Origin of the sequence: Halosimplex aquaticum, assembly GCF_028747785.1 — an archaeon.
GTDB lineage: Archaea > Halobacteriota > Halobacteria > Halobacteriales > Haloarculaceae > Halosimplex > Halosimplex aquaticum.
In genome coordinates, this window is the sequence record NZ_CP118158.1 from 1,743,313 (window position 1) to 1,769,533 (window position 26,221).

Sequence of the window (26,221 nt, forward strand, 5' to 3'; positions counted from 1 at the left end):
TCCCCGGGAACGAACCACTCGATTAAGCCGTTCCCGGACGTCTAGAAGGCATGTACTCCCTCGATCGAGAGACGCTCCGGAACGGGACCCTCGCCTTCATCGCCGGCGTCGTCACATTCGCCGTCATCGCTGTGGCCCTGACCGCCGTTCTCGACCCGCTGATCTGGCCGTCCCTCCTCGTTGGCCTGCCAGTTGGGTTCGTCGCCGGCACCGCCGCCGCAGTGCTGACGTTCGCCTTCCTCACGCGCGGTCCGGGTCGCCGGGAGTACTGGCGGACGGTCGGTCTCGGGACGATCATCGTCGTCGTAGTCTTCGGGCTGTTGCTGGGCGGGCTCTCTGTGCTCGGCCAGGATCGCGTCGCTGCGAGCTACGACAGTACCTACGAGTACGAGGTGGCGTTCGACACGAACGGGACCCTCGAGGAGCCGACGATCTACGTGCCCGCCCCGGTCGCGAACGATTCGACCCGACTCGCCGAGGTGTTCGTCGAGGACGTCAGGTACGAGCGCTACGGCCCCGTGGGTCGGGACGGCGGCGACGGCCCGGCGCCGGTGAACTTCACCTACGAACTCGTCGAGACCGATCACGGGCCGATGGTCGCCATCTCCGCCGACCACATCGAGGTCTCCCGGTACTACTACCGAACCGTCGAGAACGAGACGATGGGGTGGACCGAGCCGGTGTCCCCCGACGAGTACGACCCGACGGACCCGTCGATGGGCGTCTCTCACGACGGTTCGTTCGCCTTCACGGTCCGCCTGACCGCCGAAGCGTCCGTCGACACGGCGGACCCGTTCGGCGACGAACCGCTCCTGTCGCCGCAGTACGACCGGACGGCGGTCGACTGTCTCGACCAGCGCTTCGACACGCAGCAGTGTTACGCGTACGACACCCGCGTGTTCGCTGACTACGGTGCCGACGACGGAACCACCGTCACAGTCTCCGCGGGCGTCTTCGGCCGCAACGAGTGGTTCTCCGGCGGCTGGACCGGCAACGAGTACCGCGATAGGGTGGCGGTCGAGCTTCGCGGCCCCCAGTCCGGGTGGCACGTGGCGGGAGGGGAACTGGAAACTGGCACCGGCCGCTATCGTCGGTGACGAGCAACTCATGAACCCACATGCACTCCTCGACGTCGCGGCCCTCCGGCTGAGCGGCTTCCTGTACCGGGATCGGAAGCTGTTCGCCCGTTCCGTCGACGCGCCGCCGCTGGTCGACGTCGCGGCCGAGGCCGAGGCGACCGTCGACGACGTCGCCGTCGCCGGCCGCCATGACATCGCGGTCGACACGCCGGTCGGCACCTTCGATGCCGCATACATGCCCTGGCAGTGGCTCGGACCCGAGTACCCGACGGTCGTCTACCACCACGGGAGTAGTGAGCAGCCATTCGACTTCGGCCGGTTTTCGTCGAACACGTTCCGGAGGCTGTTCGTCGCGACCAACGCCGAGGTCCCGGCCAACGTCGTCGCCATCCGGACACCGTTCCACGGCGGGCCCCGCGAGGACTACGTCGACGCCATGTCCGACCTGGCGAACTTCGTCGGGATGGTCGCGTCGTCGACCGCCCTGATGGAAGCGATACGAGCGGGAGCGACCGACCGGACCGATGGGCCCGTGATACTCTCGGGGACGAGCCTCGGCGGCTTTGCCGCCACCCTCCACCGTGCTGTCTACGGGACCGCTGACCGCTATGTCCCGCTCCTGGCGGGGGCGGCGTTCGGGGAGCTATTCGTCTCGTCGGTCTACCGACATGTCGCCGCAGAGTCGGCGCTAGCACGACCGAGCCTCCTCCGGAACGTGCTCGACTACGATGCGGAGTTCCGGGCAGTAGAGCGCGACGACTGCTCGCCGCTTCTCGCCCGCTACGACAGGATCGTCGAGTACGACGTACAGCGCCCGAGTTACGCGGGCATGGAACTGGCGGTCGTGGACAAAGGACACCTCACCGGCGCGCTCGCGACGGACCTCCTTCGGCGCCACCTCCTGGATTCGCTACCGGACGCTCGTCCAGACTGACGCCACGGCCGATGGCCCGCGGGACACTCACACTCAGTATCGGTAGTCGACCGACTCGAGTCGCGCCCGCCAGTATTGGCAGTCGCCCTCTGAGAGGTTCCATTCGACGGCCGCCTTGCTCGGTAGTGCCATTCCGTCACGTCGCTCGTACTCGCCGAAGTGGCCGGTCCAGGGCGCGTAATCGCCGTCCTCTTGGCGGTACCGTTCCGCGGCGGTCACCCGCTTAACCAGCCCCTCGTCGTCGAGGTGGAAGACGAGCGACGCGGTGGTCTCCCCGTCTCTGATAGTTGCACGGGCGGAGCCCTCGTCGACGGCCGTCCACTCGACGCCCGCATCCGGCAGGAGCGCCGTCGGGAACCAGACGGCCTCCCCGAGATACCGCAGCAGTTCTCCTTCGTTCAGTTCGGGGCCAGGGTCCGAGCTGGCGACCGGGATCGTCGACAGGAGGTGCGCGCGAAGGGATCCCCGGCCGGACTCGTAGGCGTCGACGACGCGGACCGGAAGGAACGGCGCGATCTCGACCCTGGCGTCCCAGACGAAGCCGGGCGGATCGACGGAGTAGTCCTGCGTCGCGGTCATCGGCTTCCACGGGTCGTCGACACCGCCGGGCCTGAACTCGCCGCATTGGGTGAGCCGGACCGACCGTACCGGCCGTTGACCGGGCTCCAGCACCGCCTCGAAGTATCGTCTCACCGGTCGCGGGAGGTCCGCCACGTCCTTGGGATCGTAGGTGTCCGCTGGTTTGGGCCGGGCGGCCGACCGGAGCGCCTCGACCCGTTGTTTCCTTCGAGTCGCACTTGTCCGACCGCGACGATCGCGACGGCCGCGAGGACGACGCCGAGGAACAGGCGACGGAGCGTCGACGATTCCATACCGGAAGTTCGCGTCGCGAACACGTGAGTGTTGGTGGAGGTGACGTGTGAACGACCACGACCCGACGTCTCGTACTACGGATGTCTCGACGGACCGGAGACCGACCGGCGATACGCGTCGAACAGCGCCGGGAGGCCGAGCGGGAGCGCTAGCACGCCGAAGGTCGCCTCCGTCGCGACGGCCAGGGAGGACCGTCGGACGACGAGACCGAACGCGACGACGCCGATCCCGGCGACGAGGTACGCGAGATTGCTCCAGAGCGGATCGTACGTCGAGCAGTACGCCCAGCAGACGAACGTGTACGCCGGAGCGTTCCACGTCGCTGGATCCGGTTTCGGCCAGAAGAATCGACAGTACGTCGTTAGCGCGATCATCGCGACGGTCGGCAGGCCGACGAGCCACGTCGCAGGACCGTACTGCCACCGCCCCGCGAACCGTTCGTAGCCCCGAAGGAACAGCGCCGAGGCACACGCGATCCACAGCCAGATCCCGACTGTGTAACTCACCGGCCAGTGCTCGATCCGCGGCTGGGTGACCGGTACTCGGTATGCCTCTGGTAGCGAGAACCACGGGAAGGACGGGTCGGGAATCGGGTTCGTAAACAGGGCGAGCAGACACAGGACCGTCCCGACGACGAGGCCCCAGAGTCCGTACGTGGTGTACGCCGCCAGCCAGTCAGGTAGTTGTTGCTCCGAGCGGGAGACCGTCGTTGAATCGGCAGTCTTCCAGGTCATGGGTCCGTCAGTGGTGTTCGTGTCCGCCGGTGGCTGCTCCCGACGCGACGGACTCGATCTGTTCGAACTCGCCAGGCGACTCTTCAAATCGCCGCTTGCACGCCTTCGAGCAGAAGTGGTACGTCTCGCCGCCGTGGGTCACGCTCGGTCCGTCATCACCGGTCCGCATCCCACAGACCGGGTCGCGATACTGACCGGGCGCTCCCAGTCCACGCCGGTAGACGTACAGGAGGAATCCCGAGAGCACAAAGGCGATCAGGTTGAGGTAGAACGTGTAGTTCAGTTCGAAGTACGTCTGTTCGGTCGCGGTCTGGCCGCCGGCGAGGTTCGGGACGATGCCGAGAGCGTCGAACAGCTGCTCCATGAGGAAGCCCGTGAAGGCCATCGTGACGAAGAAGACACCGAGGATGTACGCCATCACTTTCCAGCCGTAGTACTTGCGGTAGACGTTCAGCACGGGCACAGTAATCAGATCGGCGTAGACGAACGCGATGACGCCAGCGAAGCTCACGCCACCGCCCCACAGTGCGACGGCGAAGGGAACGTTGCCCATGCTCCCGACGAAACTCAGGACGGCGATGGCCACGCCCATCACCGCGTTTTCTGCGCTAACGAGGAGGCTATCGCCCTGGAGGAACAGCGTGTTCCAGACCCACTGCGGAACGAAGACGATGACGAACCCCGAAATCAGGAATCCGGCGATGACGTCTTTGTAGAGCATCGACCACTCCTTACGGTACTGATTGCCCACCTTGTACCACCCGCCCCAGGACAGGAGTTCGTCGCGCCAGCCGCCAGTGCTCGCCGCTTCCTGGCGGTAGGTTTCCATGCACCCCTCCGAGCAGAATTTCAGCGTCTCACCGCCGTCGGTGACGATGGAGTACTCGTCTTTGCCTTCCATTCCACAGGTCGGGTCCTCGGAGACGCCGTGTTCGTGGTCCCGCTCGTTGAGTTCCTCGCGAACACGGTCGAAGAGATTCTCGGGGAGCGTCAGGTGGACGATGACGGCCATCACCGCGATGAGGATCACGCCGCCCAGCAGCTCGGCGACGAGGAACTCCCAGCCCAGCAGGATCAGGATCATCAGCCCGAGTTCGACGATGAGGTTCGTCGACGCGAACATGAAGGCGAGGAAGTTGACGACGTGGGCGCCCTTCTTGAACAGTCCCTTGCCGATGGCGACGGCGCCGAAGCTACAGCCGCTACTGGCGGCGCCGAATAGCGTCGCCTTGGTAATTCCCCTGAGACCGCCCTCGCCGAGAACCGCCGCCATCCGCTCTTTGGAGACGTAGACCTGGACGAGGCTGGTGATGACTAACCCCATAATGATCGCCCACGCGGCCGTCCAGAGGAATCCGAACCCGATTCGAAGCGCCTCGAACAGTTGCGACCCGAGCGTCGCCTGTAGCATCAGCACCGGACCTCCTGTTCCGGCCGAAGGGCGACCTGCTCGTTCGGTGCTACACCCGGTTCCACTCGATCTACTTCGAGTTGGCCTCTCCCGAAATCAGTACGACTGAATCGTCGAGTTGTGTATGGAGTGGTCATTGGTTTCCGTCGTCCGCTCGATAGCGAACCCTGTCTGGAGATACGCAACCATATTTCAATGCGATTGCTGTTTCGAGACCATGGTTATGGGACCGGGAAGTCATTTGAATTCAAAGTGGGATTGCGGCCTGTTCGTGCCGTGGTACTTCTCGGGACGGAGCCGAACCAATTACTGAACGTGGATGTAACGCCTAACAGCGACGATGTCACCGTTCTAATCGATCTGCGGTATTCTCTCGGGTGATCGCCGGAGCAGGTCAACTCTCCTCCGCAGAGAGTGAATCGACGAGTTAGCGGCCAATCGGACCGATCGATCGGTGTATAGACGAGGGTTCCGCCACCGGATATCCACTACGATGACTAGATCCGAGTGGCGAAACATCAGTGTGAGTCTCGACTTCGGATCTAATGTTGTGGGGGCGCTCTGTTAAGGTTCTCTAAGGGAAATCGCATTGGAACATGTGTGCGTCTATACGAGTGTGATGAAGGAAGCACCCGATCAAGGACGCGGCGTCTCAGATACCGAGAAGCTACGAGATGACGCCGTCGTTCGCGCGAGCGGCGTCGAGAAGACGTACGACTCTGTCCTTCCGTTCACCCGTTCCGTGGAGGTCCTCGACGGCGCGACGCTCCGTGTCGAGCGCGGACAGGTCGTCGGGATCATGGGCGAGAACGGGAGCGGTAAGTCGACGCTCATGGGGATCCTCGCCGGTGTCCTCACCCACGACGCCGGCGAGGTCGACCGGGCGGGCTCGGTCGGCTGGTGTCCGCAGGAACCACGGCTATACGACCGGCTGACCGTCGACGAGACTTTCGAGCTGTTCGGGACGGCCTACGGAATGACCGACAACGAAATCGCCGAAGCCAGGGAGTGGTTGACCGACGTGCTTGACTTCGAACGCTTCCGGGACCGGCAGGTTCGTCACCTCAGCGGCGGCAACCGACAGAAGGTCAACCTCTCGGTCGCGTTGATGCACGAGCCAGACCTGCTTCTACTGGATGAACCCTACACCGGATTCGACTGGGAGACGTTCCTGGCGTTCTGGGACCTGACCGAGGAGTTGCGGGCCCGCGGCGTCGGCGTCGCCATCATCTCTCACATCATCAACGAGCGCGACCGCTTCGACGTGGTGTACGAGCTGCACGACGGGCACCTCCACCGACAGGAGATCGGCGACGATAAGGGACTGGACTCGGAGCCGACTGAGGACGATGTCGCGTGCAAACGGACCGCATCGTTCGTCGACGGGGCCGGTGCCGGAGGTGGACAGCGAGCAACTTCCGGACAGGAGGCGGGCGAATGAGTAGCGTCACCCGGACCGTGGCGGGCATTCGGGCGAGCACGCGCTCGTTCGTCCGGGAACCGTTCACCGTCGTGTTGCTCATCGTCCTGCCCGCGCTGTCTATCCAGATATACGGGATCGGCATGGGGCAGTTCCCCGACGTTGGGATCTTCGCAGTGAGCGGGTCGGTCGCGACGGTCGGCCGAATCACTGGCGCCGTGTTCGCCACCGGCGCGCTCGCGGGCGTGCTCGGCCTCTTCCAGATGATCAGCGCCCGGCACGCCGACCGGCGGCTTGCAATCTGTGGGTTCCGCGGCGTCGAACTCGTCACGGCACGGTTCGCGACCGTCGCCGTGGCCAGTGCTGTCGTCGGCGTCGTCTCGGCGCTCTCGCTTATAGCCCTCGTTGACGACCCGATCGGAGCACCAATCGCCGCGTTTGCCGGGCTTACACTGGCCGGTGCCATCTACGGCCTGCTCGGTATCGTCGTCGGGAGCGTACTCCCCAGGGAGCTGGAGGGGTCACTCCTGCTCGTCATCCTGGCGGACGTGGACAACGTCTTCGCGAGCGGCCTGTTCGCGATCGAGGACGGCGTCACTCAGTTCGCGCCGCTCGCCCATCCCCACGCCATCGTGACACAGGCCGTCGTCGAGGGGTCGCTGGCGACCGAGCACTTGGTCCCGGCCCTCGGCCACCTCTCGCTGTTCGCGCTCCTGAGTGTCATCGTCTACACGTACCAGGTCGAGTCGGGGGGTGACGCCTGATGAACCGCCGCGTCGCGACCGCCGTGACGATGGGCGTCCGGGAGTTCCGCCGGACGCCGGTCCTGCTGGCACTGCTCGCATTCCTCCCGGCGTACATCATCGGCGCGTTCGTCCTGCTGGTTCCGGACGTAGACGTCCCGGCAACGATCGACGGGACGACGGTCACTGTTCCGATGGCGGACTTCGCGGCGGCGTTCATGACGCCGGTGACCGTCGCCATCCTCTCGGGCATCGTCGGGCTGTTCCTCGTCCAGACGTCGCAGGCGGCCGACGACAGGCTCCGACTCGCCGGCTACAGCGCGACCGACCTCGTTGTCTCGCGGGTCGGCACGCTCGCACTCGGGACCGCCGTCGTGGCAGCGGCGTCGGTACTCGTCGCCGTGCTGGTATTCACTCCCGAATCGATACTCCCGTTCGTCGCGGCGACGCTGCTCGTCGGGCTCACGTACGGCATCCTCGGTGTCGTCGTCGGCATCGTCCTCGGTCGGCTGGGCGGGGTGTACGTGATGCTGTTCGCACCGATGGTGGACGTCCTCATGTTCCAGAACCCGCTTGCGACTGATGCGCCCAAGTGGACGCGACTCCTGCCGAGCCACTACGCGACGAACGCGCTCTTCGACGCGGCGTTCACGTCGGGTGTCGATGCCTGGGACTTCGGCGGCGCCGTCGCATATGCCGCCGTCCTCCTCGCTATCGGCGTGCTGGTCTTCTATCGGGCGACGGACGTCGAGTGATCGGAAGTCGATTACTCGGGCGACCACTCACACGCGTTCCCAGCGGTGAGGTCGTTTTCATCGATGTGAGCCGACAGACACGCGTAGTTGCAGAAGTAGGTCGGCGAGCCGCAATCGTCAGTGCAGTCCCTGACGCAGATTGGGTCGTGGTCGAAGATTCGGGCTCCGCAGTACGTACAGGTCGCGTTCGCATCAGGCGTCGATACAGTCGTGGACATACCGATACTACGGAGACGATTCAGGAAGCAGTTTCGTCGCCAGCCACCTACAGTGAGTGCTGATTGGAGATTCGGTCACTTGTCCGACCGGAGTTTCGCCCGCCGCTCTTCGAACTCTTCCTCTGAAAGATCGCCCCGGGCGTAGGCAACCCGTAGCTCCTCGAGCGCCGGATCGCTGAGTGCGCCCGACCCGGTCCTGCCGACGAGCCCACGGTACAGGAGGTAGCCGATACCGACCAGAACGACCAGCCAGACGAGCATCATCCCGAGTCCCCACAGGGGTGAAAGACCGCCGGCCATGCCGTCGCCCCACCACCAGCCCATCATCCCCATCATCGGCATCGCGAACACCATCATCAACAACGGGAACAGGACGATGACGCCGAGAACGACGACGACGATCCGAAACCATCCGTCGGACGAGCGCTGTGTAGCCATAATATATCTCCTCATCGATCCTACGGAGCCGAATGCCAAGTAATTCAGTCCCGACCGACTACGCCGGCAAGGGATCGACGAGGACCGTGGCCGTTCCGTCGAGGACGCGCTCTCCGTCGGCGTTCTCGATACGGGTCGTCAGTCGGTAGCGGTCGCCGTCGAGGTCGTCGTCGATCTCACAGACAGCCGTAAGCGACTCACCGATCTGCACCGGCCCCTCGAACTTGAGCTTCTGCGAGAGGTAGATCGAGAGTCCTGGGAGGCAGGCCAGTGCTGCGCTAACGAGTCCCGACACGAGCGTCCCGTGGGCGATGCGACCGCCGAAGCGCGTCTTCTCCGCGAACGAATCGTTCAGGTGGAGTGCGTTCGTGTCGCCCGTCGCCTCGGCGAACTTCCGGACGTCGTCGTCAGTGAGTGTCTTCCGGAACTCGACACGGTCACCGGCGCTCAGAGATTCGGGATCGGCGATCGACAGGTCGAACTCGCCGCCAGCGCGGCCGTAGTGCAAGCGCGGAACCGTGACGCCGCTCGCCTCGCTGAGGTGGGGATGTGGCTCGTCGACGAATCGCTTCGGGTGTTCGTCGAAGAAGTCGCGGCAGTCAGTCGAACAGAAGTAGTACGTCGCCCCCTCGAACTCGGCGGTTATCTCGTTTGACTCACTGGCTTCCATGCCACAAACCGGATCGATCGACATGCCGGCAGTACGCTTGGCTCTCGGATAAACATCGGTCAGCGAATCCTCCCGCCTGTGATTTCTCTACTCGGTGTATACCGCTGGTCGCGATTCGAAGCGCTCTCGACACTCTTCGCTACAGAAATAGTACGTTGCCTCGTCGTATCTGATCGACGCTACTGCCTCGTCAGTTGTTAGTTGCATACCACAGACGGGGTCATTCGGCATCCTACGCAGTGATTCACTGCCCGTCCGATTGGGTATTTCGAAGTGGCGGTGACAGATACGAATTAAGGCCCGTCGGGAGAACGCTGTACTAACGGCAATGGTCAGATTTCTCCTCCGGTTCGTCCGGATCGCTCGGACGTTCACCCCGTTCTTACTGCTCTTCCTCCGTGATAGGCGCCGTTTTCTAATCGCAGGTGGCTCGCGTACTGTCTCTCAGTCTGAGCACGAGCAACGTGCCCGTCGCCTCCGTGATGCAATGCTCGCCCTCGGGCCAACGTTCGTGAAGATCGGCCAGGTCCTCTCGACGCGTCCCGACCTCGTACCGCAGGTGTACGCCGAGGAATTCGTCACGCTCCAGGACGCGATTCCGGCGGGTCCGTATCGGGAGATGATCCCGGCTCTCGCCGAAGATGTCGGATATCACTCTTACGACGACTTCGATCCCGAACCCATCGCCGGCGGCTCGCTGGCACAGGTCTACCTGGCGAGCTACCAGGGCGAACAGGTGGTCGTGAAAGTCAGACGACCCGGGATCAAGGATCTCATCGAGACCGACCTGCGCATTATCCGTCGCATCATCCCGCTCACACTGTTTCTCGCACCAGATCGGTTCAGTTTCTCACTCCGGAACATGGCGGACGACTTCGAGCGCATCATCCTGGAGGAACTCGATTTCGAACGGGAGGCCCGGATGATGGAGGAAATCCGGGAGAACTTCGCCGCCGATGAGAACGACACCGTTACGATCCCACGCGTGTATCGCGACGTCTCGTCGGACCGCGTCCTCACCATGGGGTACGTCGAGGGAACGAAGGTCACCGACGTCAAGGAACTCGAAGCGAGCGGCCACGATCCAGAGAATGTCGCCGAGCGAGTTGCGGACGCGTACTTCACGATGGGGCTCGAACACGGCGTTTACCACGGCGACCCGCATCCCGGAAATCTCGCTGTCGACGACGACGGTAGGATCGTCTTCTATGACTTCGGGATGAGTGGCCGATTCACGCCAGCGATGCAGGCGAGCGTTGTGAATCTCTACCTGGCCGCAGTCAACCGGAACGTCGACGCTATCATCGACGAGCTCGTCGCCCTCGGCGCGCTCGATCCAGACGCCGACAGAGCCGCCGTCGGACGCGTCCTCGAGCTAGTTATCGAGGATCTCGAGGGGAGCGATGAGGTAGATTGGCAGCAGATTATCGACGTCATCGTCGGAATGCTTCGAGAGTTCCCGTTTCGCATCCCGCCGGACGTGATGTTGGTCCTTCGAGTGGGATCGATCGGCGAGGGCGTTCTCAGACAGCTCGACCCCGAGTTCGACATTCTCGCCGCTGCACAGTCGTTCCTCCGCGAGCACGGCTTCCTCCGGCGAGCAGCCCGGATAAAACTCGCCGAAGCTCGGTCCGACCTTGAAACCTCTCTCTGGGCGCTCCTTCGGCTACCCACGAAACTGGAGCGGGAACTGGACGCACGGGAACAAGAACGTGTAGAGACGCCCCGAGCGCTGGTAGAAAACCAACGACGACAGACTCGTTCGATCGGGTATGCCATCCTCGCAGCCGGGACGCTCGTAGCGAGTGGCCTCGTAGTACCCGTAAGCCGCATTTATGCTACTGTCGGGATCGTCGTCGCGTTCGGCTTCGTCGTTCTGTTCCTCCGTTCGTCGAATCGTCAACCTCAGTGAACCGCCTCGGGGTCAAGCCCCGAGGCACTCGGCCTGCTCAGCCTGTAGATGGTGATCGCGAATACGGGCACCAACCGATTGGGCCCGCGACCGCGGTCACCGGCGTCGGAGAGTCCCACGGACAACCGGAACAATCGACGACGGCACGGACGACACGCGTGAGTAGTCGACGAGTTCGAACCGGTCGTCGCTCCGGAACACTTCGCCCGTCTCCCGGTTCAGGTGACAGCCACCGGCGACGACGTGCCACGCCGGCGCGAGCACGTCGTGAACGGTACCGGTCGGACCGGTCCCTCTGACGTGTTCGAGGAATCGGAACTCGCCGCCCGATTTCAGTACGCGGACAACTTCGGAGAGTGCGGCGTCGACGTCGGGAATCGTGCAGAAGACAAGCGACGCGACGACGGCGTCGAACGAATCGTCGGCGAACGGTAGCTCCTCGGCACTCGCCTCCTCGATCTGGACGTCCAGGCCGATTTCGTTCGCTCGGTCGACCGCCTGAGCACGCATGTGCGGGTCCGGTTCGATCGCGACCGGCAAGACGTCGACGCCAGCGTCGGCTAACTCGGCGAAGTATGGGAACATCGCACCCGTCCCGGCGCCGAGATCGAGAACTGACCCGGACAGACCGTCGACGAGGTAGCGACGGTGTGCGGCGAGGAGTGTGCGTTCGGCCGGTCCCATCACCGGATCGTACAGGCGGGCAAACACCGGATGCGAGTGGTTAGTCATCTGTGTCTCCACGACGTTGGTCGGCGGCTGTTCCCTCCGCCGGCATCGACGAATACCTCGCACCGACGCTCCCATCGAGTCGGGTGAGGAACAGGCGGAGGGCAGTCAGTCCCGACACGAGCGCCGCCCTGGACTCGTGGTTCTGATCCCAGAACTCCGCCGATTCGTATCGGCTCACGTCGTCTTCGAGGACTTCGATCAGGCGGGAGAGCTCTTCGGTCGCGAGTTCGTCCGACACGTCTGTCTCCCCGCCCACGGACAGGACGGAGGCTGGTTCGTCTCCTCCTTCGACGCGGCTCCGCCCCTCGAGGCGTTCCAGTTCGGTCGCGAACATCCGGAGGAGGCCGAGAGCGGTTTCCAGCAGCGCGTGATGCTCGGGATGATCTCGCCAGTACTCGGCGGAGGTGTACTCTGAAACGTCGGTCTGCACGTCGCGAAGCAATGCGTCGACGTCGTCGGTCCAGACATTCGCGACCGCTCGGATCGCCTCCCGTCGGAACGCCGCCTCGTCCGGTTGCTCGGGCGTCGGCGCCGTGCCGCCAGTTCCACCCTCCCCAAGTAGGATCCAGTCGACCAACTCCCCCCACGCGCGATCCATCGCCGCCTGCGGTGCCGCTCGCTTGGCCAGCTCCTCGGCGACGATCGGCCGGATCTCGTCGGCAAAACGGAATTCGGGAGCGAGCACGAGTGTCAGTGACTCGGCGGTCACGACCGCCTTCGCCTGGAGCACGAGTTCCGACGGGAAAACGACGCCGTGCTCGGCGCCGGCGTAGACGATTTCGAGGTAGGTCTGGGCGAGACTCCGTTCGGAGAGATCCGCGTCGTAGAACCGGTCGAGGAGCACGTCGTAGCGGTCTCTATATCCGTCGAGATCGGCCCGCTCGGTCGATTCGGCCATCGCGAGTAGATGGTGGAATGCCCGGTCGCGTTGGCGACGTGTGATTGCGATCCAGTAGGCGAGGAAGCGGTCGCGCTGCTCCGTCGTCATCCGTCCGACCATGCCGACGTCGAGCACGGCGATCGACCCGTCGCGGCCGAAGAATACGTTCCCCGGGTGAAGGTCGGCGTGGAAGAAGCCGTCCGCGACGAACATCTCGATCAGAAGTTCCGAGAGCCGTCGTGCGAGATCGCGTTGACGTTGCTCGCTCACCGCGTCGGGGACTTCTCCGAGGCGCATTCCCGAAACCCGTTCCATCGTGAGGACGCGTCGGGTCGTGTGGTCCCAGGACACCGCCGGGAAGGTGACGTCGTCCCAGTCGGCGAAGTTGCGGCGGAACTCTTCCAGGTTGTGTCCCTCGACTTCGAAGTCGAGCTCTTTCAGCGTCCAGCGGGCGAACTCGTCGACGATCCGGACGACGGGCAGCCGTCGAGGAACCAACCCCGTCACAGCTACGATTCGTGCAAGTGCGCGGACGACGCGGAGGTCACGTTCCATCTGGTCGCGGATCCCCGGGCGTTGTACCTTGACGGCGACCTCCGTCCCGTCGTCGAGCGTCGCGAAGTACACCTGGCTCAGTGACGCCGACGCGACGGGTTGGGTCGGGAACTGCCGGAACGCTGTCTCGGGCGGGGCACCGAGTTCGCGCTCGACGACCGCTCGCGCCTCGCTATACGGGAACGGCGGCACGTTCTCCTGGAGGTCTTCGAGTCGCTCCGAGACATCCGGCGGGACGAGGTCCGGCCGCGTCGACGCGATCTGGCCGAGCTTGACGAACGTCGGTCCGAGACGGACGACGAGTCGGTGGACGTGCTCGGGGAGCGGGTCGGAACTGAGCTTGTAGCGGACTGCTTCGGCGAGAACCGCGCCGAGTATCTCGACGAACCGGGCAGCCGTCACCAGTCGCTCGCGGACGTATCCGGTCATTCGTCTTCTCCCCGGTCGGTGTGCGTCCAGAGTCGCTTCAGGTCGCGGTACTCGCGGCTGAACGCCGGCGACGGAACCGACTCCGCGAACGTCTCCGACAACTCGACGAGTAGCTCCTCGTACGAAATCGTCCGGTCCGGTTCGAGGGTGAGCGCCGCGTCGGGCCAGGGACGCCCCTCTTGCATCGGCCAGTCGCGGGCGATCCGCCGGTTCTCGTCGAACAGGTAGGACAGCTCTTCGTCGGTGAATGCGTCGTCCTCTACGAGTCGCTGGAACCCGTCGGCCTCCTCGTAGATGTGGAACGTCTCGAACTCGATGTCGAACCCGGGAAGAGTTCCGAACCCGCCGAAGACGGGGAGGTACTCCGCCGGGAGGTCGACGTAGAGGACGTGGTACGCCGTCGTTCCGCCGTCGGCTCGGGGCGTCAGCTGCAGTGATGTGCCGAGGAAGACCTTCCCCCACTCGGCGAAGGGCGCGCGCCAGGTGAATCGGCGGTCGCGCTCACACTCCGTGACGACGCCGTAGTGCATGACGTGGCGATCGCCGGGCTTCTCCCAGATGAGGAACTTCGACCCGACGCCGCCCTCGACGACGTCGAGCCACTCATATCCGACGTGGATGTCCCGCGTCCAGTCGGCGTAGCGGGCGAAGCGAGAGAAGGCGTTGAACACGTCACTGACCGGGGCGTCGAAGTCGACCTCGCCGTCGGCGTAGAGGACCCGGACCCATTCGCCCTCGGAGATGCGACCCACCCAGTCGGCGGCGACGTCGCGGTCCTCAGTGTACAGGAACGACGACTCGTCGTCGTCCAGCTTTCCCGACTGGAGGAGGTCGTCGAGCCCCCGAAGCCGGGATTCGAGGAACGTCTCGAACGTCGCCCGGTCCAGGTCGTCGGTGCCCAGGAAGCCGCCGAGGACGGGGAGGTGCTCCTCGCGGACGTCGAAGTAGAGTGTCTCCGTAACCGTTGCCCCGCCCTCCGCGGGTTCGATGTCCAGGGTCGTCCCGACGAACGCCCGCTGCCACTCGCTGAAGGGTGCACGCCACGCGAAGTGCGTCGGTCGATCGACATCCACGACCTCTCCGAAGTGCGCGAGGTGTGTCCGGCCGGGTTTGTCGTAGGCGACGAACCGCGATCCGGGTCCGCCGTCGCGAATCGTCAACCAGTGGGCCGATCCCTGGACGTCCGGTGCCCACTCGTCGTACCTGACGAACCGGCTGAACGCTTCGAAGAACGTCTCAGCGTCGGCATCGACACTGACGGTGGCTCGTGCGTACTCGACCCGGAGCATCTCCGAATCCACCGGACTCGGCCCAGTCACGTCTACCGTTGCGGTCGTCTGTTCGTCGCCACTGGGAAGGTCTACAGTGAGTTCGTGGTCAACCATCGTGGAGCTCCGGATGACCGCGACTACGCGCTCAGCGGGGATAAATTGGTTCGCAGCCCGTGGTGTAGAACGTCTCCGATTCGGGACGCGTTCCAGACTGTCACGACGGCCGTTTCTCCAGTTGAAACATTATATTGTTATCTGACGATACTTCGGCGCAATCGCAACTAATCCTTGCACGGGAAAGAGTGGAGCCGGTGCTAGGCATGCCCACAATCATTTATCGTTTTCGCGAACCAACTCTTTCCCATGGCTTCGTTTCTCGTATATTACGGAACCGGTGAAGGCCAGACAGCAAAAATCGCAGACCGGATCGTCGTTACACTCCGTGCGCGTGGACACGATGCGACCGGAGTGGACACTACAGAGACGCCGGCGAACCTCACTCTCGACGAGTACGATGCAGTCCTCGTTGGCGCATCCATCCACGGTGGGAAACACCAGCAGGCGGTTATCGATTTCGTGGACGCCAACCGAGACGAACTCTCGGCGAAACCGACTGCGTTCTTCCAGGTGTCGATGTCGTCGGCGACCGAGGAAGGACAGGAACAGGCTGCGGGCTACGTCGAAGCGTTCCTCGAAGAGACTGACTGGCACCCCGATCGGATCGCCCAATTCGGCGGTGCGTTGCGGTTCTCGGAGTTCGGCTTTCTCAAGCGGTTCATGGTCAAGCAGGTCGTCAAGCGGGAGATGCCAGACCTCGACACGTCGCAGGACGCGAAGTTCACCGACTGGCAGGCGGTCGAGGACTTCGCCAACGACGTCGCCGCGTTCGTCGAGGGGCGCCTCGGAATTCCCACACCCGACGCCGGATCATCTGCGGATCAACAATGACCAGCAGTCGACCACTAGTTCCGCGCCAGTACATCGTTTCCTCGGCACTCATTGCTATACTGACTGTTCTCGCGACGGTCGTCGGGCTATTCGTACCGGGCTTTTACCGTGACGCGCCGGTACTCCTCCCGCAGGTCTACGGTCAGGACCTGCTGACACTCATTGTCGCCGTGCCCGTCTTCGTCGTCTCACTGTATTATGCGACGCGGGGCTCGCTACGCGGGTACATCACGTGGCTCGGCGTCACCAGCTACCTGCTGTACACCTACGCATCGTATGCGTTCATGACCGCATTTAACGAACTGTATCTGGTTTACACGACGCTCCTGTGGCTGACGCTGTTCACCTTTGTCGGCGGGATGGTCCGCCTCGACGCCCGCGCGTTGAAACGGGCTTTCGGCGACGGACCGGTACGGTCGTACGTCGCCTTTCATCTGTTGCTCGTCGTTCTGATAGGGTTCGTCTGGCTCTCCGAGATCCTCCCGGCGATCCTCGCAGGGACGACTCCGCCCAGCATCACCGAAGCTGGTCTCCCGACGTCCGTCATCTATTCGTTCGATCTGGGGGTCATTCTTCCGGCGTTCGCGCTCACTGCGTACCTGCTGTGGCGGCGGCGTCCGTGGGGGTACGCGTTCACGGCAGTGCTTCTCGTGAAAGTCGCGACGCTCGGCGGCGCCGTTCTGGCGATGGCGTGGTTCATGGTCCAGGACGGCCAGCCTGTGCCGTTCCCTCAGGTTATCATCTTCGGGTCGCTGACTGTTCTGAGCGTACTCCTGATGGGACGATTGCTTCTCGCTATCGACGGAAGCCAAACGACTGGGCGACCGATAGCGGTTGGGGAGACGTCGCGGGACCGTTGAGCAACGCGGGACGCGGTTCTCCCCGTTCGCGGTGAATGATAAGATCGAACGCCTTCATCTCTACCGGATGCACCTCGCCGGTCGGTACTACTATTGTACCAGTATGTCAATTCCTGACAATGACAAGTAGTCTCCGCTCGTGGATCGACCGGCACCGCCTCGCGTCGTTCCTGGCGATCACGTACACCTTCACCTGGGTCATCCAGGGTGCGATCGCAGCCAGCGGGATGGAAGCGTCGTGGACCCAGTCGATCCTCATTGGGTCCGGTGGATTCGGCCCGCCCGTCGGCGCCGCAGTGGTCATCTGGGCCAGTGGCGGTGACCTCCGCGAGTGGGTCGGACAGTTCTTCCACTGGCGCATCGGTGCAAAGTGGTGGGCTATCGCGCTCGGATTACCGCTCGTTATCCTGATCACAGGGAGTCTCGCGTTCGTGACACTCGGTGGGCCGGTCAACCTGCGTTCGTTCCCGTTCCCCGGGATCTACCTCTTTGCGCTCGCTTGGGGGACGGTCTGGGGCGGTGGTCAAGAGGACCTGGGCTGGCGTGGATTCATGCTTCCGCTGCTCCAGGAGAAGTACAGTGCACTCGCGTCGAGCCTCGCCGTCGGCGTCGCGTGGGCCGGCTGGCACCTTCCGCTGTTCCTCAACGCGACTACGACTCACGGCGCCTGGCCGCTCTCGCAGCAACTGCTCTGGCTGGTCTCGATCCTGGCGGGATCCATCCTCTGGACCTGGATGTACAACAGTACTGGCGGTAGCGTCCTCGCGGTCGCGATGTTCCACGCTGGCGTCAACGCGATGGGCATCTTCCACCCCGCCGACACGGAAGCACTTGCTCCGGGAGGCGTACCGGACCCGCTATTGAACCTCCTCGCAGAGGTGACCGGCGCTCTCCCGCTAGTGATACTCGCGCTCCTCTTCGTGGTCGTCTACGGAGCTGACAAGCTATCGAATCACGAGCCCCCGGGCCTGGAAGTCGTCGGCTTCGGTCGGGACAGTCAGACGACCGGGAGCGAGTGACGCCGACAATTATTATTCCCGCCTGTGCACGCTAGGACGAGAACACCGACAGGATGCGTCTCTTCCAGTATCTCCGTGACGGACGGTGGTCGACCGTCTTCGGGTATCTACTGTTCGTCGCCCTGATGGTCGCCGGCTACTACTACAACATCACCTTCGTGCAGCTCGGGCTCATCGACCTCGGGACCCGACTCGTGGGAATGTCCGAAACGGCCGTCTCCGCGTGGATGGCCGGCCTCGCGCTGTGTACGCTCGTCGTCGCCATCGTAACCGGTGTGACGATGGACCGTCGCGGGTGGAGCAGGGACCTCAGAACCAAGTTACGGCTGTTACTCGGCGTCGTCCTCGTCCAGTTCGCGCTTACTCTCGTCGCACCCTCGATACGGACCGTTCCGGCATTCGGGGCGTGGATCGTGGCCGCGTCGATCGGCCTCGGCGTCGGTTTTCCGGTCTCGTTTTCGCTCGCAATCGATCTCGTCCCAGTGCCCGACCGCGGCTACGTCGCCGCAGCGATCACTGCGATAGCCTACTTCGGCGCGAACGCCTACCCACTCGAATGGTCAGTAGGCGTCTTCAGTCGATTGATGACAGCTGCAATGGTCCCCGGTTTGCTCATTCTCTTCGTCCTCGTGTCTGGCCGCCTCGACCGAATCGAAGCAATGCTCTCGGAACTCGACGCCCAGCGACGCGGGTTCGGTACCGGACGGTTCTGTTACCCCGAGTCGATCGAGACGCGGAGTCTCACCTTCGCCGTTCCGGTCGCCCTCATGTTCGGCGTGTTCTTCGTCGACAGCCTGGGATTCCTACGGATCATCGACACCCCGGCGCTTCTTTTGACGTCCTGGCAGTCGCCGGACCTCTCGACGAGATTGCTCATCGCTGTTGCACACGTCGTCGGTGCGGTGATGGCGGGCGTCATCTACGTGAACTACTCGCTGGACCGCGTGTTCCTGTGGACGTTCGCGTTGTTTTCACTCACGCACGTCCTCTACACCTCCGACCTGCGGGTAGCGGCGGTATTCCCGACGCTCGCAGGGGGAACGACCTCGCCGCTCAACCCGATGTACTACGCCGTGGCGGTGAGTTTCTACACGACGCTCAACTTCGCGCTGTGGCCGGACCTGTCGACGGCGGCCACCGTGGGAACCCGCTCGGCCATCGGTATCGGCGTCGCCGGGTGGCTCGCGACGTTTTCGAGTACTGCGCTGGCGCTGTACTTCCAGGCCGCGGAACTGACGCTTCTATCGCACCTCAACGTCGTCCAGGCGCTCTCGCTGCTGTTACTGTTCGGACTCGGCGTCGGCGTGTACGTTCGTCGGATGGTCGCGATCTCTCGGGAGGGACGCGTCGCGTGAGCCCGACCGAAGCCATCCCGCTGTTGATCGTCGTGTTGCTCCTCGTCGGGGTCGGTGGCGGAGACGCCGAGCAGATGACCGTGACCTTCCAAGGTGACCATACCCTCCAGTCGCTTCAGGACGTCCACGTCGTCGCTGGAGGCACAGTTAGCGTTCCCGCCGATGCGACCGTCTCAGGCGACCTCTACGTCATCGGCGGAACGACGCGCGTCGAGGGCCAGTTAGACGGTGACGTGACAGTGCTCGCCGGTAACCTCACAGTCGTCGAGGCTGCGACCGTCACCGGAACCGTACAGACGATCTCCGGCGAGTCGGCGATCGCCGACGGGGCGTCGGTCGGCCAGGTTTCGGCGGTCGATCCGCCGGCACCCTCGAACTCGCCCATCAGAAGGATCGCCGGGTTCCTGTTGCAGTTCCTCGTGGTAGGCTTCGCGGGCTGGTGGTTCGGCCGCCGACACTCGACGCTTCTAGACAACATCGGGCACTCGATCACCGAGCACGCCCTCGTCAGTGGCGTCGTCGGTGCGCTCGCCGCCGCGACGCTGCTCGTCCTCTTTGTCTACATGGCGTTTACCTTGCTCTTAATACCGCTCAGCATCGCCGGACTCGTCGGCGAAGTGCTGATCGTCCTCTACAGTCAGGTCGCCTTCGGCCGTCTCGTCGGACGACAGCTCCCGATCGACCGGGACGAAGTTGCGACTGTCGCCGGCGTCGGATTGTTCCTGCTCGCGCTGGAACTGCTCGCCCTCGTCCCGTACCTCGGAACGCTCGTCCAGTTCGCGCTGATCGTCGTGGGCTTCGGCGCCGTCTTGAACTCGTACTTCGGGCTCCAGCGCTTCGAACCCGTGACCATCCCGGACGGTACCGGCCGGTAACCATCCGTGGAGGGGGGCGGCGTCGATGGTAACTTCGCCTCCGGTGCTGATGCAGGCATGGCCTGTCCCACGCGGAGGGGTCCCACGGCCTGAAGCCGTTGGAGGAAGTCAACCGAGGAAGTACCGAGTCCAGGGATAGCGTTCGACGAGGGGTTGGCCACCGATCTCGTACTGCTCGATGTACGCATCGAGGCCGAGAATCCGGCCGGCGCCGAAGGCGGCGACGGACAGGAAGACGAGCATGTACGCGAAGTCGCCGTTGATGTACCCGTGTTCTATCTCCCAGTTGCCGAGATAGAACATGAGCATCATGAAGGCGCCCCAGAACGCAGCGAGGCGGGTGAGCGCACCGACGAGCAGGCCGAGGCCGATAAACAGTTCGCCCCACGGGACGGCGACGTTGACGAACTCGACGAACCACTGGGTCTCACCCATGGCAACGAACAGATCGGCGACGGGGCTGTTGTTCGCCGGCGGTGCGTTCTGGAGATAGCCCGCCGCACTGAAACTACCCGACAGCACCTTGTCCAGTCCGCTCTGCAGAAACGCCAGCCCCATCATCAATCGGAGGGCGAGAATGAACCATACGCTCAGCGTGTGAAGTTTCCCCTCGGCGGTGAACCCCGCAACGGTACTCCGAAGCTGGACTTCCTCCGACGACATGTTCCGCTACACTCGTGGTCGGCTGTTAAAAGTGGTCCCGGTCCAGGGGGAAGAGCGAACGTCCTGACCCGGGTGAGAACTGGCTGGGAGATGTCCTGCTCGAACTACTGTCCGATCCAAGTGCAGTTCAGTCCGCGGCCTGCCCGCCGTCAACGGGGATCGTCGTACCAGTGATGAACGACGCGTCCTCCGAACAGAGGAAGGCGACAACGCCAGCCATCTCCTCCGGTTGGGCGCTTCGTCCCATCGGTACATCGACCATCGCGGAGGTGTCGAACGGTAGCGTCGACGGGTCGACGCTCTCGCCGACCGTGTTCTGCTGGATGTTCGTCTCCGTCGGACCGGGAGCGATGGCGTTGACCCGAACGCCGCGACCCGCGTACTCCAGCGCGACGGTCTTGGTGAGGCCGACGACGCCGTGCTTGCTCGCCGAGTAGTTGGCGAGACCGCCCATGCCGACGAGGCCTGCCTCGGACGCGGTGTTGACGATGGCACCGCCGCTGTCGTCTGCTATCACCGGGAGTTCGGCCTTCATGCACGCCCAGACGCCCTTCAGATTGACGTCCAGCAACCTGTCCCACTGGTCCTCCTCGATGTCGGTCACCTCGGCGAAGCCGGTGAGAATGCCCGCGTTATTGTGCGCGAAGTCGAGGCCGCCGTACTCTTCCACTGCCACGTCGACCATGCGCTCGACCGAATCCGGGTCGGCGACGTCCACCTCGACGAACGTCGCGTCGCCGCCTGCCTCTTCGACGAGGTCGACCGTCTCTTTCCCCGTGTCTTCGGCGATATCCGCGACAACGACTTTTGCACCTTCCTCTGCGAACCGTACTGCCGTAGATCGACCGATCCCCGATCCGGCACCCGTTACGACTGCTACCTTTCCGTCGAGTCCTTTCATGAAGGTTTCACCGAGGATGACTTCGTCCGCACGTGACGAAGGTGTGTGGACGGTTCTCGCGGATCGGGAACTTGATTCTCACAATCTGCTATCCGGCAAGTACAGACAAGATATGGAGATCTGAACTAGACGCCAGTCAGGGAAGAGGAGTGCCGTGCTGTCGGCGTCGCTTACCGAAGTCGGCCCAGCAGTTCGTAGTCCTCGTCAGGGTCGTACCGGCGGAACAGCAGGCTGTTCGACAGCACCGACACGCTGGAGAACGCCATCGCACCGGCGGCCAGCACTGGCTGAAGCAGACCGAGCGAGGCCAGAGGGATCATCGCGGTGTTGTAACCGAGCGCCCAGACCAGGTTCTGCTTGATTTTCTGCAGCGTGGCGTCGGAGATACGGATTGCCTTCACGACGTCGAGCGGGTCGTCGCGCATCAGCGTCACGTCAGCGGCTTCTATGGCGACGTCAGTACCACTCCCGATAGCCGTCCCGACGTGGGCGACGGCGAGGGCCGGCGCGTCGTTGACGCCGTCACCAACCATCATCGCCTTCCGCCCTTCACTCTGGATCGATTCGACCGCGTCGGACTTGTCCTCGGGGAGGACCTCCGCCCGGACGTTGTCCGGGTCGATGCCGACCTGCTCGGCGACCGCCCCGGCGGTGCGTTCGTTGTCGCCGGTGATCATCATCACGTCGGTCCCGCGCTCGCGGAGCGCGGCCACCGCGTCTTTGGCGCTCTCTTTGACGGTGTCAGCGTCCGCGACGACGCCGACGAGCTCACCCTCGTACGCGACGAGCATCGCCGTCTTCCCTTCGTTTTCGAGACGTTCCATGGTCTTTTCGGCGGACGAGGGATCGATCCCTTCGTCGCGGAGCAATTTGCGGTTCCCGACGAGGACTTCGCTTCCACTGATGGAGGCGCGGATACCGTGACCGGGCACGTTTTCGAATTCGTCTGGTTCCGTGAGGTCGATCCCCCGCTCCTCAGCGCCGTCGACAATGGCGCGGGCGAGCGGGTGCTCGCTCCCGCTCTCTCCCGTCGCGGCGAGACGGAGCACGTCGTCTTCACCGAGGCGGTCCCGAACACTCAGCGCTCCACCGTCCGCGGCGGGCTCTCCTCCGTCAGCCAGCGGTTGTCCGTCAGCGTCGAAGACGACCACGTCGGTCAGCTCCATCTCGCCCTTCGTGAGCGTCCCCGTCTTGTCGAAGACCACGGTGTCGACGTCCCTCGCACGTTCGAGGATGTCACCGCCCTTGAACAGGACGCCGTTCTGGGCGCCGATAGTCGTCCCGACCATCGTCGCGGCGGGCGTCACCAGGCCGAGCGCACAGGGACAGGCGATCAGCACGGCCGACGCGAACACGATGACGGCGAATTCGAAGACCGTTACCGCCCCACCGGCGACCGCGGGGCCGCCCGCGACGAGCCCCCACAGCGGGAGCCACTCGACGAACCCGGCGAGGGCTCCGGGGAACAGGTACCAGACGACGCCCCAGAGGACGGCGTTCGCGATGACCGCCGGTACGAAGTACGCCGAGATACGGTCGGCGAGGTTCTGGATGTCGGGCTGGCGCGACTGGGCCTCCTTCACAGTTTGAACGATCTGCTTGAGCGCGGTGTCCTCGCCGACCTTCGTCGCTTCGACGACTAGGACGCCGTTCTCGTTGATGGTCGACCCCACGACTTCGTCACCCTCGCCCTTCTCGACGGGGACCGATTCGCCGGTGACCATCGACTCGTCGACCGCCGACTGGCCGTCGACGACGACCCCGTCGGTCGGGATCTGCTCGCCGGGGCGGACCTTCATCCGGTCGCCGACCTCGACGTCTTCGAGTGGGATCTCCTCCTCGTTGCCCTTCTCGTCGACGACGGTGGCCGTCTCGGCCTCCATCTCCAGCAGTTTCCGGAGCGCTTCGCCGGCCTGGCCCTTCGAGCGCGCCTCGAGGTAGTTTCCGAGCGTGATGAACACGAGGATGAGCGCGGCCGTATCGAAGTACAACCCGCCGGCGATCACTTCGAGCAAGACTGCCACGGAGTAGACGTACGCCGTAGTCGATCCTAGCGCGATCAGCACGTCCATGTTGGCGCGGCCGTTCTTGACGAGCGCCTTGTAGGAGTTCTTGTAAAACGGCCAGCCAAGCACCAGCTGGACCGGCGTCGCCAGCAGGAACTCTACCCAGCCGAATTCGATGCCGAAGATCCTCTCGGGGACGACCCCGCCGCCGAGGACGAACTTCTCGACGAGGAAGAACAGCAGGGGCGCCGACAAGGCCGCGCCGAACAGAGTCAGCCGGAGTTGCCGGCGGATTTCGGCCTGCCGGGCCGCGTCACGCCGATCCTGGTCCGATTCTCCGGCGTCGCCGTCCTCGCGGACCGGCGTGTAGCCGGCGTCCTCGATGGCGTCGTAGAGCGCCGCCCGCGAGACGTCCGCCGGATTGTACTCGACTTGTGCCTCGTCGGTCGCGTAGTTCGCCTCGGCGCTGATGACGCCGGGGACCGACTCGAGGGCGTCCTCGTTCGTGTCGGCACAGTTCGCGCACGTCATGTCCGAGATGCCGATCGAGACAGTGGCTCGCTGGGGCTCGTAGCCGGCGTTCTCGATAGCGTCGTAGACCTCAGCGAGCGATACCTCGTCCGGGTCGAACTCGACGGAACCCTCATCCGTGGCGAAGTTGATGTTCGCCTCGGCGACACCGTCGAGGTTCTCCAGGGCATCCGTTATCGTCTGCGAGCAGTTCGCACAGCTCATGCCCTGGATTTCCAGGTGGGTGGTTTGCTGACTCATTGTAGTAGAATACGGGGTCTTTGCTTACCCCTCTTTCTGGGAGTGTTCCAAAGTACCGGCGCCCCTGATCTTTCGAATCGAAAGCGATCAGGCGCCCTCTTCGAGACGTTCGTATCGCTCCTCGAACCGGCTCTGACACGACGGACAGCAGAAGTGATACACCTGCCCGTCGAGGCGAGCCGAACGACCCTCGCTGTCCACAGTGTTGTTACACTCGGCACAGGTGAGCGCAAATTCGGTCCCGTCCAGTGACGGGCGCCATTCGACGTCGTCCATCAGCGTCACCGTATACTCGACGTCGTCGTCGAGGAGGCCGTCGAGCCACCGGCGGACGTTCTGGACCTGTGCGCGGGCGTAGAACCAGATACCCCCGTCGGCGGTGACGAAGAGGTGCTCGACGGCGTCGGCGTCTCCGATGCGATCTTTGAGCCCGTCGACGTCGTCTACTCCCGCGACCTGGACGAACACCGGAATCCCGGCGTGCAGTTGTGACCGGTCGACGTCGACGGTGAATCGGTTGATGATGCCGGCTTCCTCTAAGCGAGTGACGCGGTCAGAAACCGCTGGACCCGAAAGATCGACGACGTCACCGATGTCGCTAAACGGGCGTCTGGCGTTCTCACCCAGGAGCGTGAGGATCGTCATGTCTGTCTCGTCCAACTCTCGCATACATCTACACCGTTCCCTACTGCCAATAACTCAACGGATTGTGCTTAGGCCTGCAATGGACGGAGTAACTGTGGCTTTGGAATCGAAGCAGAAAACGACAAAGAATAGACTCCCGTATCTCTACCCGTATGAGCGAAACAATCTCCGTAGAGGGAATGACCTGCGAGCACTGCGAGCAGACCGTCGAAGAAGCGCTCGAAGACGTCGACGGCGTCTCGAGTGCGACAGCCGATCGCGAGGCTGAATCGGCGACTGTGGAGGGCGACGCGGACACCGACGCCCTCGTCAGTGCAGTCGACGAGGCCGGCTACGACGCCTCGGCCTGACTACCACGGAGCCCTCGCCTCGCGAGGGGTTTCGAGTCGCCAGCGGAATTCCGACGCACGGCGTCTCACGTCCCGGTGTTCAGGGTTCGTGATCAATCGTCAGGGAATCGCACTAGATCACCAAAACGGGTACGAACCCGCGTTTCGAACCGATGTTCATGAGTAAACAGACGAGTCCACCCGGGCAGACGGAATGAACCGCCGCCGAGCCGATGCAGTCGTCGGGCTCATCGTCGGAACAGTCCTCCTCACCGGGAGTGTGCTCAGCTGGCAGGCCTACCAGCAACAGCGCGCCCTCGACGGGATGATGGGGTCGTCAATGGGAGCAGTCCACGGGACGAATCCGCTCTGGTACGTCCTCGGGGCTGTCGTCGTCTCCGTCTTCGTCGGGGGCGGATATCTGGTCGTCCGTGACGACCTCTCCGTATTAGGGCCGAGCACACTGTCTCACCCAGATACAGCTGAGAAGGTTTCCGGAGAGAGCGACGAACCGTCGGTCGACAATTCCCCGCCGAACGACGAGATCAACCCACCGCTACACTCTCGCACTCGGGTTCTCGACCTCCTGCCAGAAGACGAGCGTCGCGTCCTCGACCCGGTGATCGACTCACCGGGGATCACGCAGATCGAACTACGCGACCGGTCGGACTTCTCGAAGAGCAAAGTGAGCCAGACTGTGAGCGCCCTCGAGAAACGCGGGTTACTGTATCGCGAGCGCCAGGGCCGGACGTACCGCATCTACCCGAGCGACGAACTGGAAACGAGATAGAACGT

28 protein-coding genes are annotated in these 26,221 nt (G+C 63.7%); 13 read left to right on the plus strand and 15 right to left on the minus strand.

Translation table 11 applies throughout. The features are described 5' to 3' along the window. The first annotated feature begins 50 nt into the window (after nucleotides 1-50). Nucleotides 51-1,097, plus strand: coding sequence for a hypothetical protein (locus PSC72_RS08730; protein WP_274325491.1), 1,047 nt, complete (start codon nucleotides 51-53; stop codon nucleotides 1,095-1,097). Between the two features lie 10 nt (nucleotides 1,098-1,107). Then, nucleotides 1,108-2,013 carry a hypothetical protein gene (locus PSC72_RS08735; RefSeq protein WP_274325492.1) on the plus strand — a complete coding sequence of 302 codons (906 nt, stop codon included), beginning with the start codon at nucleotides 1,108-1,110 and terminating at the stop codon, nucleotides 2,011-2,013. Nucleotides 2,014-2,046: 33 nt separating this feature from the next. On the opposite strand, the gene PSC72_RS08740 is transcribed toward PSC72_RS08735, so the two are convergent. The 4 genes from PSC72_RS08740 to PSC72_RS08755 all read right to left on the minus strand — a co-directional run bounded on the left by PSC72_RS08740 (nucleotide 2,047) and on the right by PSC72_RS08755 (nucleotide 5,031). Beyond that, entirely contained in the window at nucleotides 2,047-2,727 is a 681-nt protein-coding gene (locus tag PSC72_RS08740; protein WP_328518185.1) for a DUF6920 family protein, read from the minus strand. After that, nucleotides 2,703-2,885, minus strand: coding sequence for a hypothetical protein (locus PSC72_RS08745; protein ID WP_274325494.1), 183 nt, complete (start codon nucleotides 2,883-2,885; stop codon nucleotides 2,703-2,705). The genes PSC72_RS08740 and PSC72_RS08745 overlap by 25 nt, the downstream gene beginning before the upstream one ends. Nucleotides 2,886-2,960: 75 nt before the next feature. Then, nucleotides 2,961-3,620 (minus strand): hypothetical protein, encoded by a 660-nt coding sequence (locus PSC72_RS08750; protein WP_274325495.1) that lies wholly within the window; start codon nucleotides 3,618-3,620, stop codon nucleotides 2,961-2,963. A gap of 7 nt (nucleotides 3,621-3,627) precedes the next feature. Beyond that, nucleotides 3,628-5,031: a permease gene (locus PSC72_RS08755; RefSeq protein ID WP_274325496.1), complete on the minus strand. Its 1,404-nt coding sequence runs from the start codon at nucleotides 5,029-5,031 to the stop codon at nucleotides 3,628-3,630. 619 nt (nucleotides 5,032-5,650) lie between these two features. On the opposite strand from PSC72_RS08755, the gene PSC72_RS08760 reads away from it, so the two are divergent. The 3 genes from PSC72_RS08760 to PSC72_RS08770 are packed head-to-tail and all read left to right on the plus strand — an operon-like array spanning nucleotide 5,651 to nucleotide 7,949. After that, the gene (locus PSC72_RS08760; protein WP_274325497.1) at nucleotides 5,651-6,472 is read left to right on the plus strand and encodes an ABC transporter ATP-binding protein; all 822 of its coding nucleotides are present in this window, start codon (nucleotides 5,651-5,653) and stop codon (nucleotides 6,470-6,472) included. Beyond that, nucleotides 6,469-7,215, plus strand: coding sequence for a hypothetical protein (locus tag PSC72_RS08765; protein WP_274325498.1), 747 nt, complete (start codon nucleotides 6,469-6,471; stop codon nucleotides 7,213-7,215). Before PSC72_RS08760 ends, PSC72_RS08765 begins: the two co-directional genes overlap by 4 nt. Continuing rightward, nucleotides 7,215-7,949: a hypothetical protein gene (locus PSC72_RS08770; protein WP_274325499.1), complete on the plus strand. Its 735-nt coding sequence runs from the start codon at nucleotides 7,215-7,217 to the stop codon at nucleotides 7,947-7,949. The genes PSC72_RS08765 and PSC72_RS08770 overlap by 1 nt, the downstream gene beginning before the upstream one ends. 11 nt (nucleotides 7,950-7,960) lie before the next feature. Here the strand turns inward: PSC72_RS08770 and PSC72_RS08775 are convergent, their stop codons facing one another. From PSC72_RS08775 to PSC72_RS08790, 4 genes are all read right to left on the minus strand, one after another. Continuing rightward, nucleotides 7,961-8,167 (minus strand): hypothetical protein, encoded by a 207-nt coding sequence (locus tag PSC72_RS08775; RefSeq protein ID WP_274325500.1) that lies wholly within the window; start codon nucleotides 8,165-8,167, stop codon nucleotides 7,961-7,963. 75 nt (nucleotides 8,168-8,242) lie between these two features. Beyond that, a complete protein-coding gene (locus PSC72_RS08780) occupies nucleotides 8,243-8,605 on the minus strand; it encodes an SHOCT domain-containing protein (protein ID WP_274325501.1) in 363 nt (120 codons plus the stop codon). A 58-nt stretch (nucleotides 8,606-8,663) separates the two neighbouring features. After that, nucleotides 8,664-9,299 carry a MaoC/PaaZ C-terminal domain-containing protein gene (locus tag PSC72_RS08785; protein ID WP_274325502.1) on the minus strand — a complete coding sequence of 212 codons (636 nt, stop codon included), beginning with the start codon at nucleotides 9,297-9,299 and terminating at the stop codon, nucleotides 8,664-8,666. A 63-nt stretch (nucleotides 9,300-9,362) separates the two neighbouring features. Then, the gene (locus tag PSC72_RS08790) at nucleotides 9,363-9,506 is read right to left on the minus strand and encodes a YHS domain-containing protein (RefSeq protein ID WP_328518186.1); all 144 of its coding nucleotides are present in this window, start codon (nucleotides 9,504-9,506) and stop codon (nucleotides 9,363-9,365) included. A gap of 256 nt (nucleotides 9,507-9,762) precedes the next feature. Here PSC72_RS08790 and PSC72_RS08795 point away from each other — a divergent pair, with 256 nt between their 5' ends. After that, nucleotides 9,763-11,187 (plus strand): ABC1 kinase family protein, encoded by a 1,425-nt coding sequence (locus PSC72_RS08795; protein ID WP_274325504.1) that lies wholly within the window; start codon nucleotides 9,763-9,765, stop codon nucleotides 11,185-11,187. A 96-nt stretch (nucleotides 11,188-11,283) separates the two neighbouring features. On the opposite strand, the gene PSC72_RS08800 is transcribed toward PSC72_RS08795, so the two are convergent. The 3 genes from PSC72_RS08800 to PSC72_RS08810 are packed head-to-tail and all read right to left on the minus strand — an operon-like array spanning nucleotide 11,284 to nucleotide 15,168. After that, nucleotides 11,284-11,919: a class I SAM-dependent methyltransferase gene (locus tag PSC72_RS08800; protein WP_274325505.1), complete on the minus strand. Its 636-nt coding sequence runs from the start codon at nucleotides 11,917-11,919 to the stop codon at nucleotides 11,284-11,286. Continuing rightward, on the minus strand, nucleotides 11,912-13,783 hold the full coding sequence (locus tag PSC72_RS08805; protein WP_274325506.1) for an ABC1 kinase family protein: 1,872 nt from the start codon (nucleotides 13,781-13,783) through the stop codon (nucleotides 11,912-11,914). Before PSC72_RS08805 ends, PSC72_RS08800 begins: the two co-directional genes overlap by 8 nt. Continuing rightward, entirely contained in the window at nucleotides 13,780-15,168 is a 1,389-nt protein-coding gene (locus PSC72_RS08810; protein ID WP_274325507.1) for an SRPBCC family protein, read from the minus strand. The genes PSC72_RS08805 and PSC72_RS08810 overlap by 4 nt, the downstream gene beginning before the upstream one ends. Before the next feature lie 249 nt (nucleotides 15,169-15,417). Between PSC72_RS08810 and PSC72_RS08815 the strand changes: the two genes are divergently transcribed. The 5 genes from PSC72_RS08815 to PSC72_RS08835 all read left to right on the plus strand — a co-directional run bounded on the left by PSC72_RS08815 (nucleotide 15,418) and on the right by PSC72_RS08835 (nucleotide 20,111). Beyond that, on the plus strand, nucleotides 15,418-16,002 hold the full coding sequence (locus tag PSC72_RS08815) for a flavodoxin domain-containing protein (protein ID WP_274325508.1): 585 nt from the start codon (nucleotides 15,418-15,420) through the stop codon (nucleotides 16,000-16,002). After that, nucleotides 15,999-16,862 carry a hypothetical protein gene (locus PSC72_RS08820; protein ID WP_274325509.1) on the plus strand — a complete coding sequence of 288 codons (864 nt, stop codon included), beginning with the start codon at nucleotides 15,999-16,001 and terminating at the stop codon, nucleotides 16,860-16,862. The genes PSC72_RS08815 and PSC72_RS08820 overlap by 4 nt, the downstream gene beginning before the upstream one ends. 119 nt (nucleotides 16,863-16,981) lie before the next feature. Then, nucleotides 16,982-17,881 (plus strand): CPBP family intramembrane glutamic endopeptidase, encoded by a 900-nt coding sequence (locus PSC72_RS08825; protein WP_274325510.1) that lies wholly within the window; start codon nucleotides 16,982-16,984, stop codon nucleotides 17,879-17,881. A 53-nt stretch (nucleotides 17,882-17,934) separates the two neighbouring features. Next, complete coding sequence (locus PSC72_RS08830; protein ID WP_274325511.1) at nucleotides 17,935-19,236, plus strand: MFS transporter; 1,302 nt, start codon at nucleotides 17,935-17,937, stop codon at nucleotides 19,234-19,236. Continuing rightward, entirely contained in the window at nucleotides 19,233-20,111 is an 879-nt protein-coding gene (locus PSC72_RS08835; RefSeq protein WP_274325512.1) for a bactofilin family protein, read from the plus strand. The genes PSC72_RS08830 and PSC72_RS08835 overlap by 4 nt, the downstream gene beginning before the upstream one ends. Before the next feature lie 108 nt (nucleotides 20,112-20,219). Here the strand turns inward: PSC72_RS08835 and PSC72_RS08840 are convergent, their stop codons facing one another. From PSC72_RS08840 to PSC72_RS08855, 4 genes are all read right to left on the minus strand, one after another. Continuing rightward, nucleotides 20,220-20,774, minus strand: a complete 555-nt coding sequence (locus PSC72_RS08840; protein ID WP_274325513.1) for a DoxX family protein — start codon at nucleotides 20,772-20,774, stop codon at nucleotides 20,220-20,222. Nucleotides 20,775-20,901: 127 nt separating this feature from the next. Then, nucleotides 20,902-21,675, minus strand: a complete 774-nt coding sequence (locus PSC72_RS08845) for an SDR family NAD(P)-dependent oxidoreductase (protein ID WP_274325514.1) — start codon at nucleotides 21,673-21,675, stop codon at nucleotides 20,902-20,904. A gap of 170 nt (nucleotides 21,676-21,845) precedes the next feature. After that, nucleotides 21,846-24,452 (minus strand): heavy metal translocating P-type ATPase, encoded by a 2,607-nt coding sequence (locus tag PSC72_RS08850; RefSeq protein WP_274325515.1) that lies wholly within the window; start codon nucleotides 24,450-24,452, stop codon nucleotides 21,846-21,848. 87 nt (nucleotides 24,453-24,539) lie between these two features. Then, a complete protein-coding gene (locus PSC72_RS08855; protein ID WP_274325516.1) occupies nucleotides 24,540-25,121 on the minus strand; it encodes an AsnC family transcriptional regulator in 582 nt (193 codons plus the stop codon). 128 nt (nucleotides 25,122-25,249) lie between these two features. On the opposite strand from PSC72_RS08855, the gene PSC72_RS08860 reads away from it, so the two are divergent. Continuing rightward, a complete protein-coding gene (locus PSC72_RS08860; RefSeq protein ID WP_274325517.1) occupies nucleotides 25,250-25,447 on the plus strand; it encodes a heavy-metal-associated domain-containing protein in 198 nt (65 codons plus the stop codon). Nucleotides 25,448-25,640: 193 nt separating this feature from the next. After that, nucleotides 25,641-26,216 (plus strand): helix-turn-helix transcriptional regulator, encoded by a 576-nt coding sequence (locus PSC72_RS08865; RefSeq protein ID WP_274325518.1) that lies wholly within the window; start codon nucleotides 25,641-25,643, stop codon nucleotides 26,214-26,216. The last annotated feature ends 5 nt before the right edge of the window (nucleotides 26,217-26,221 follow it).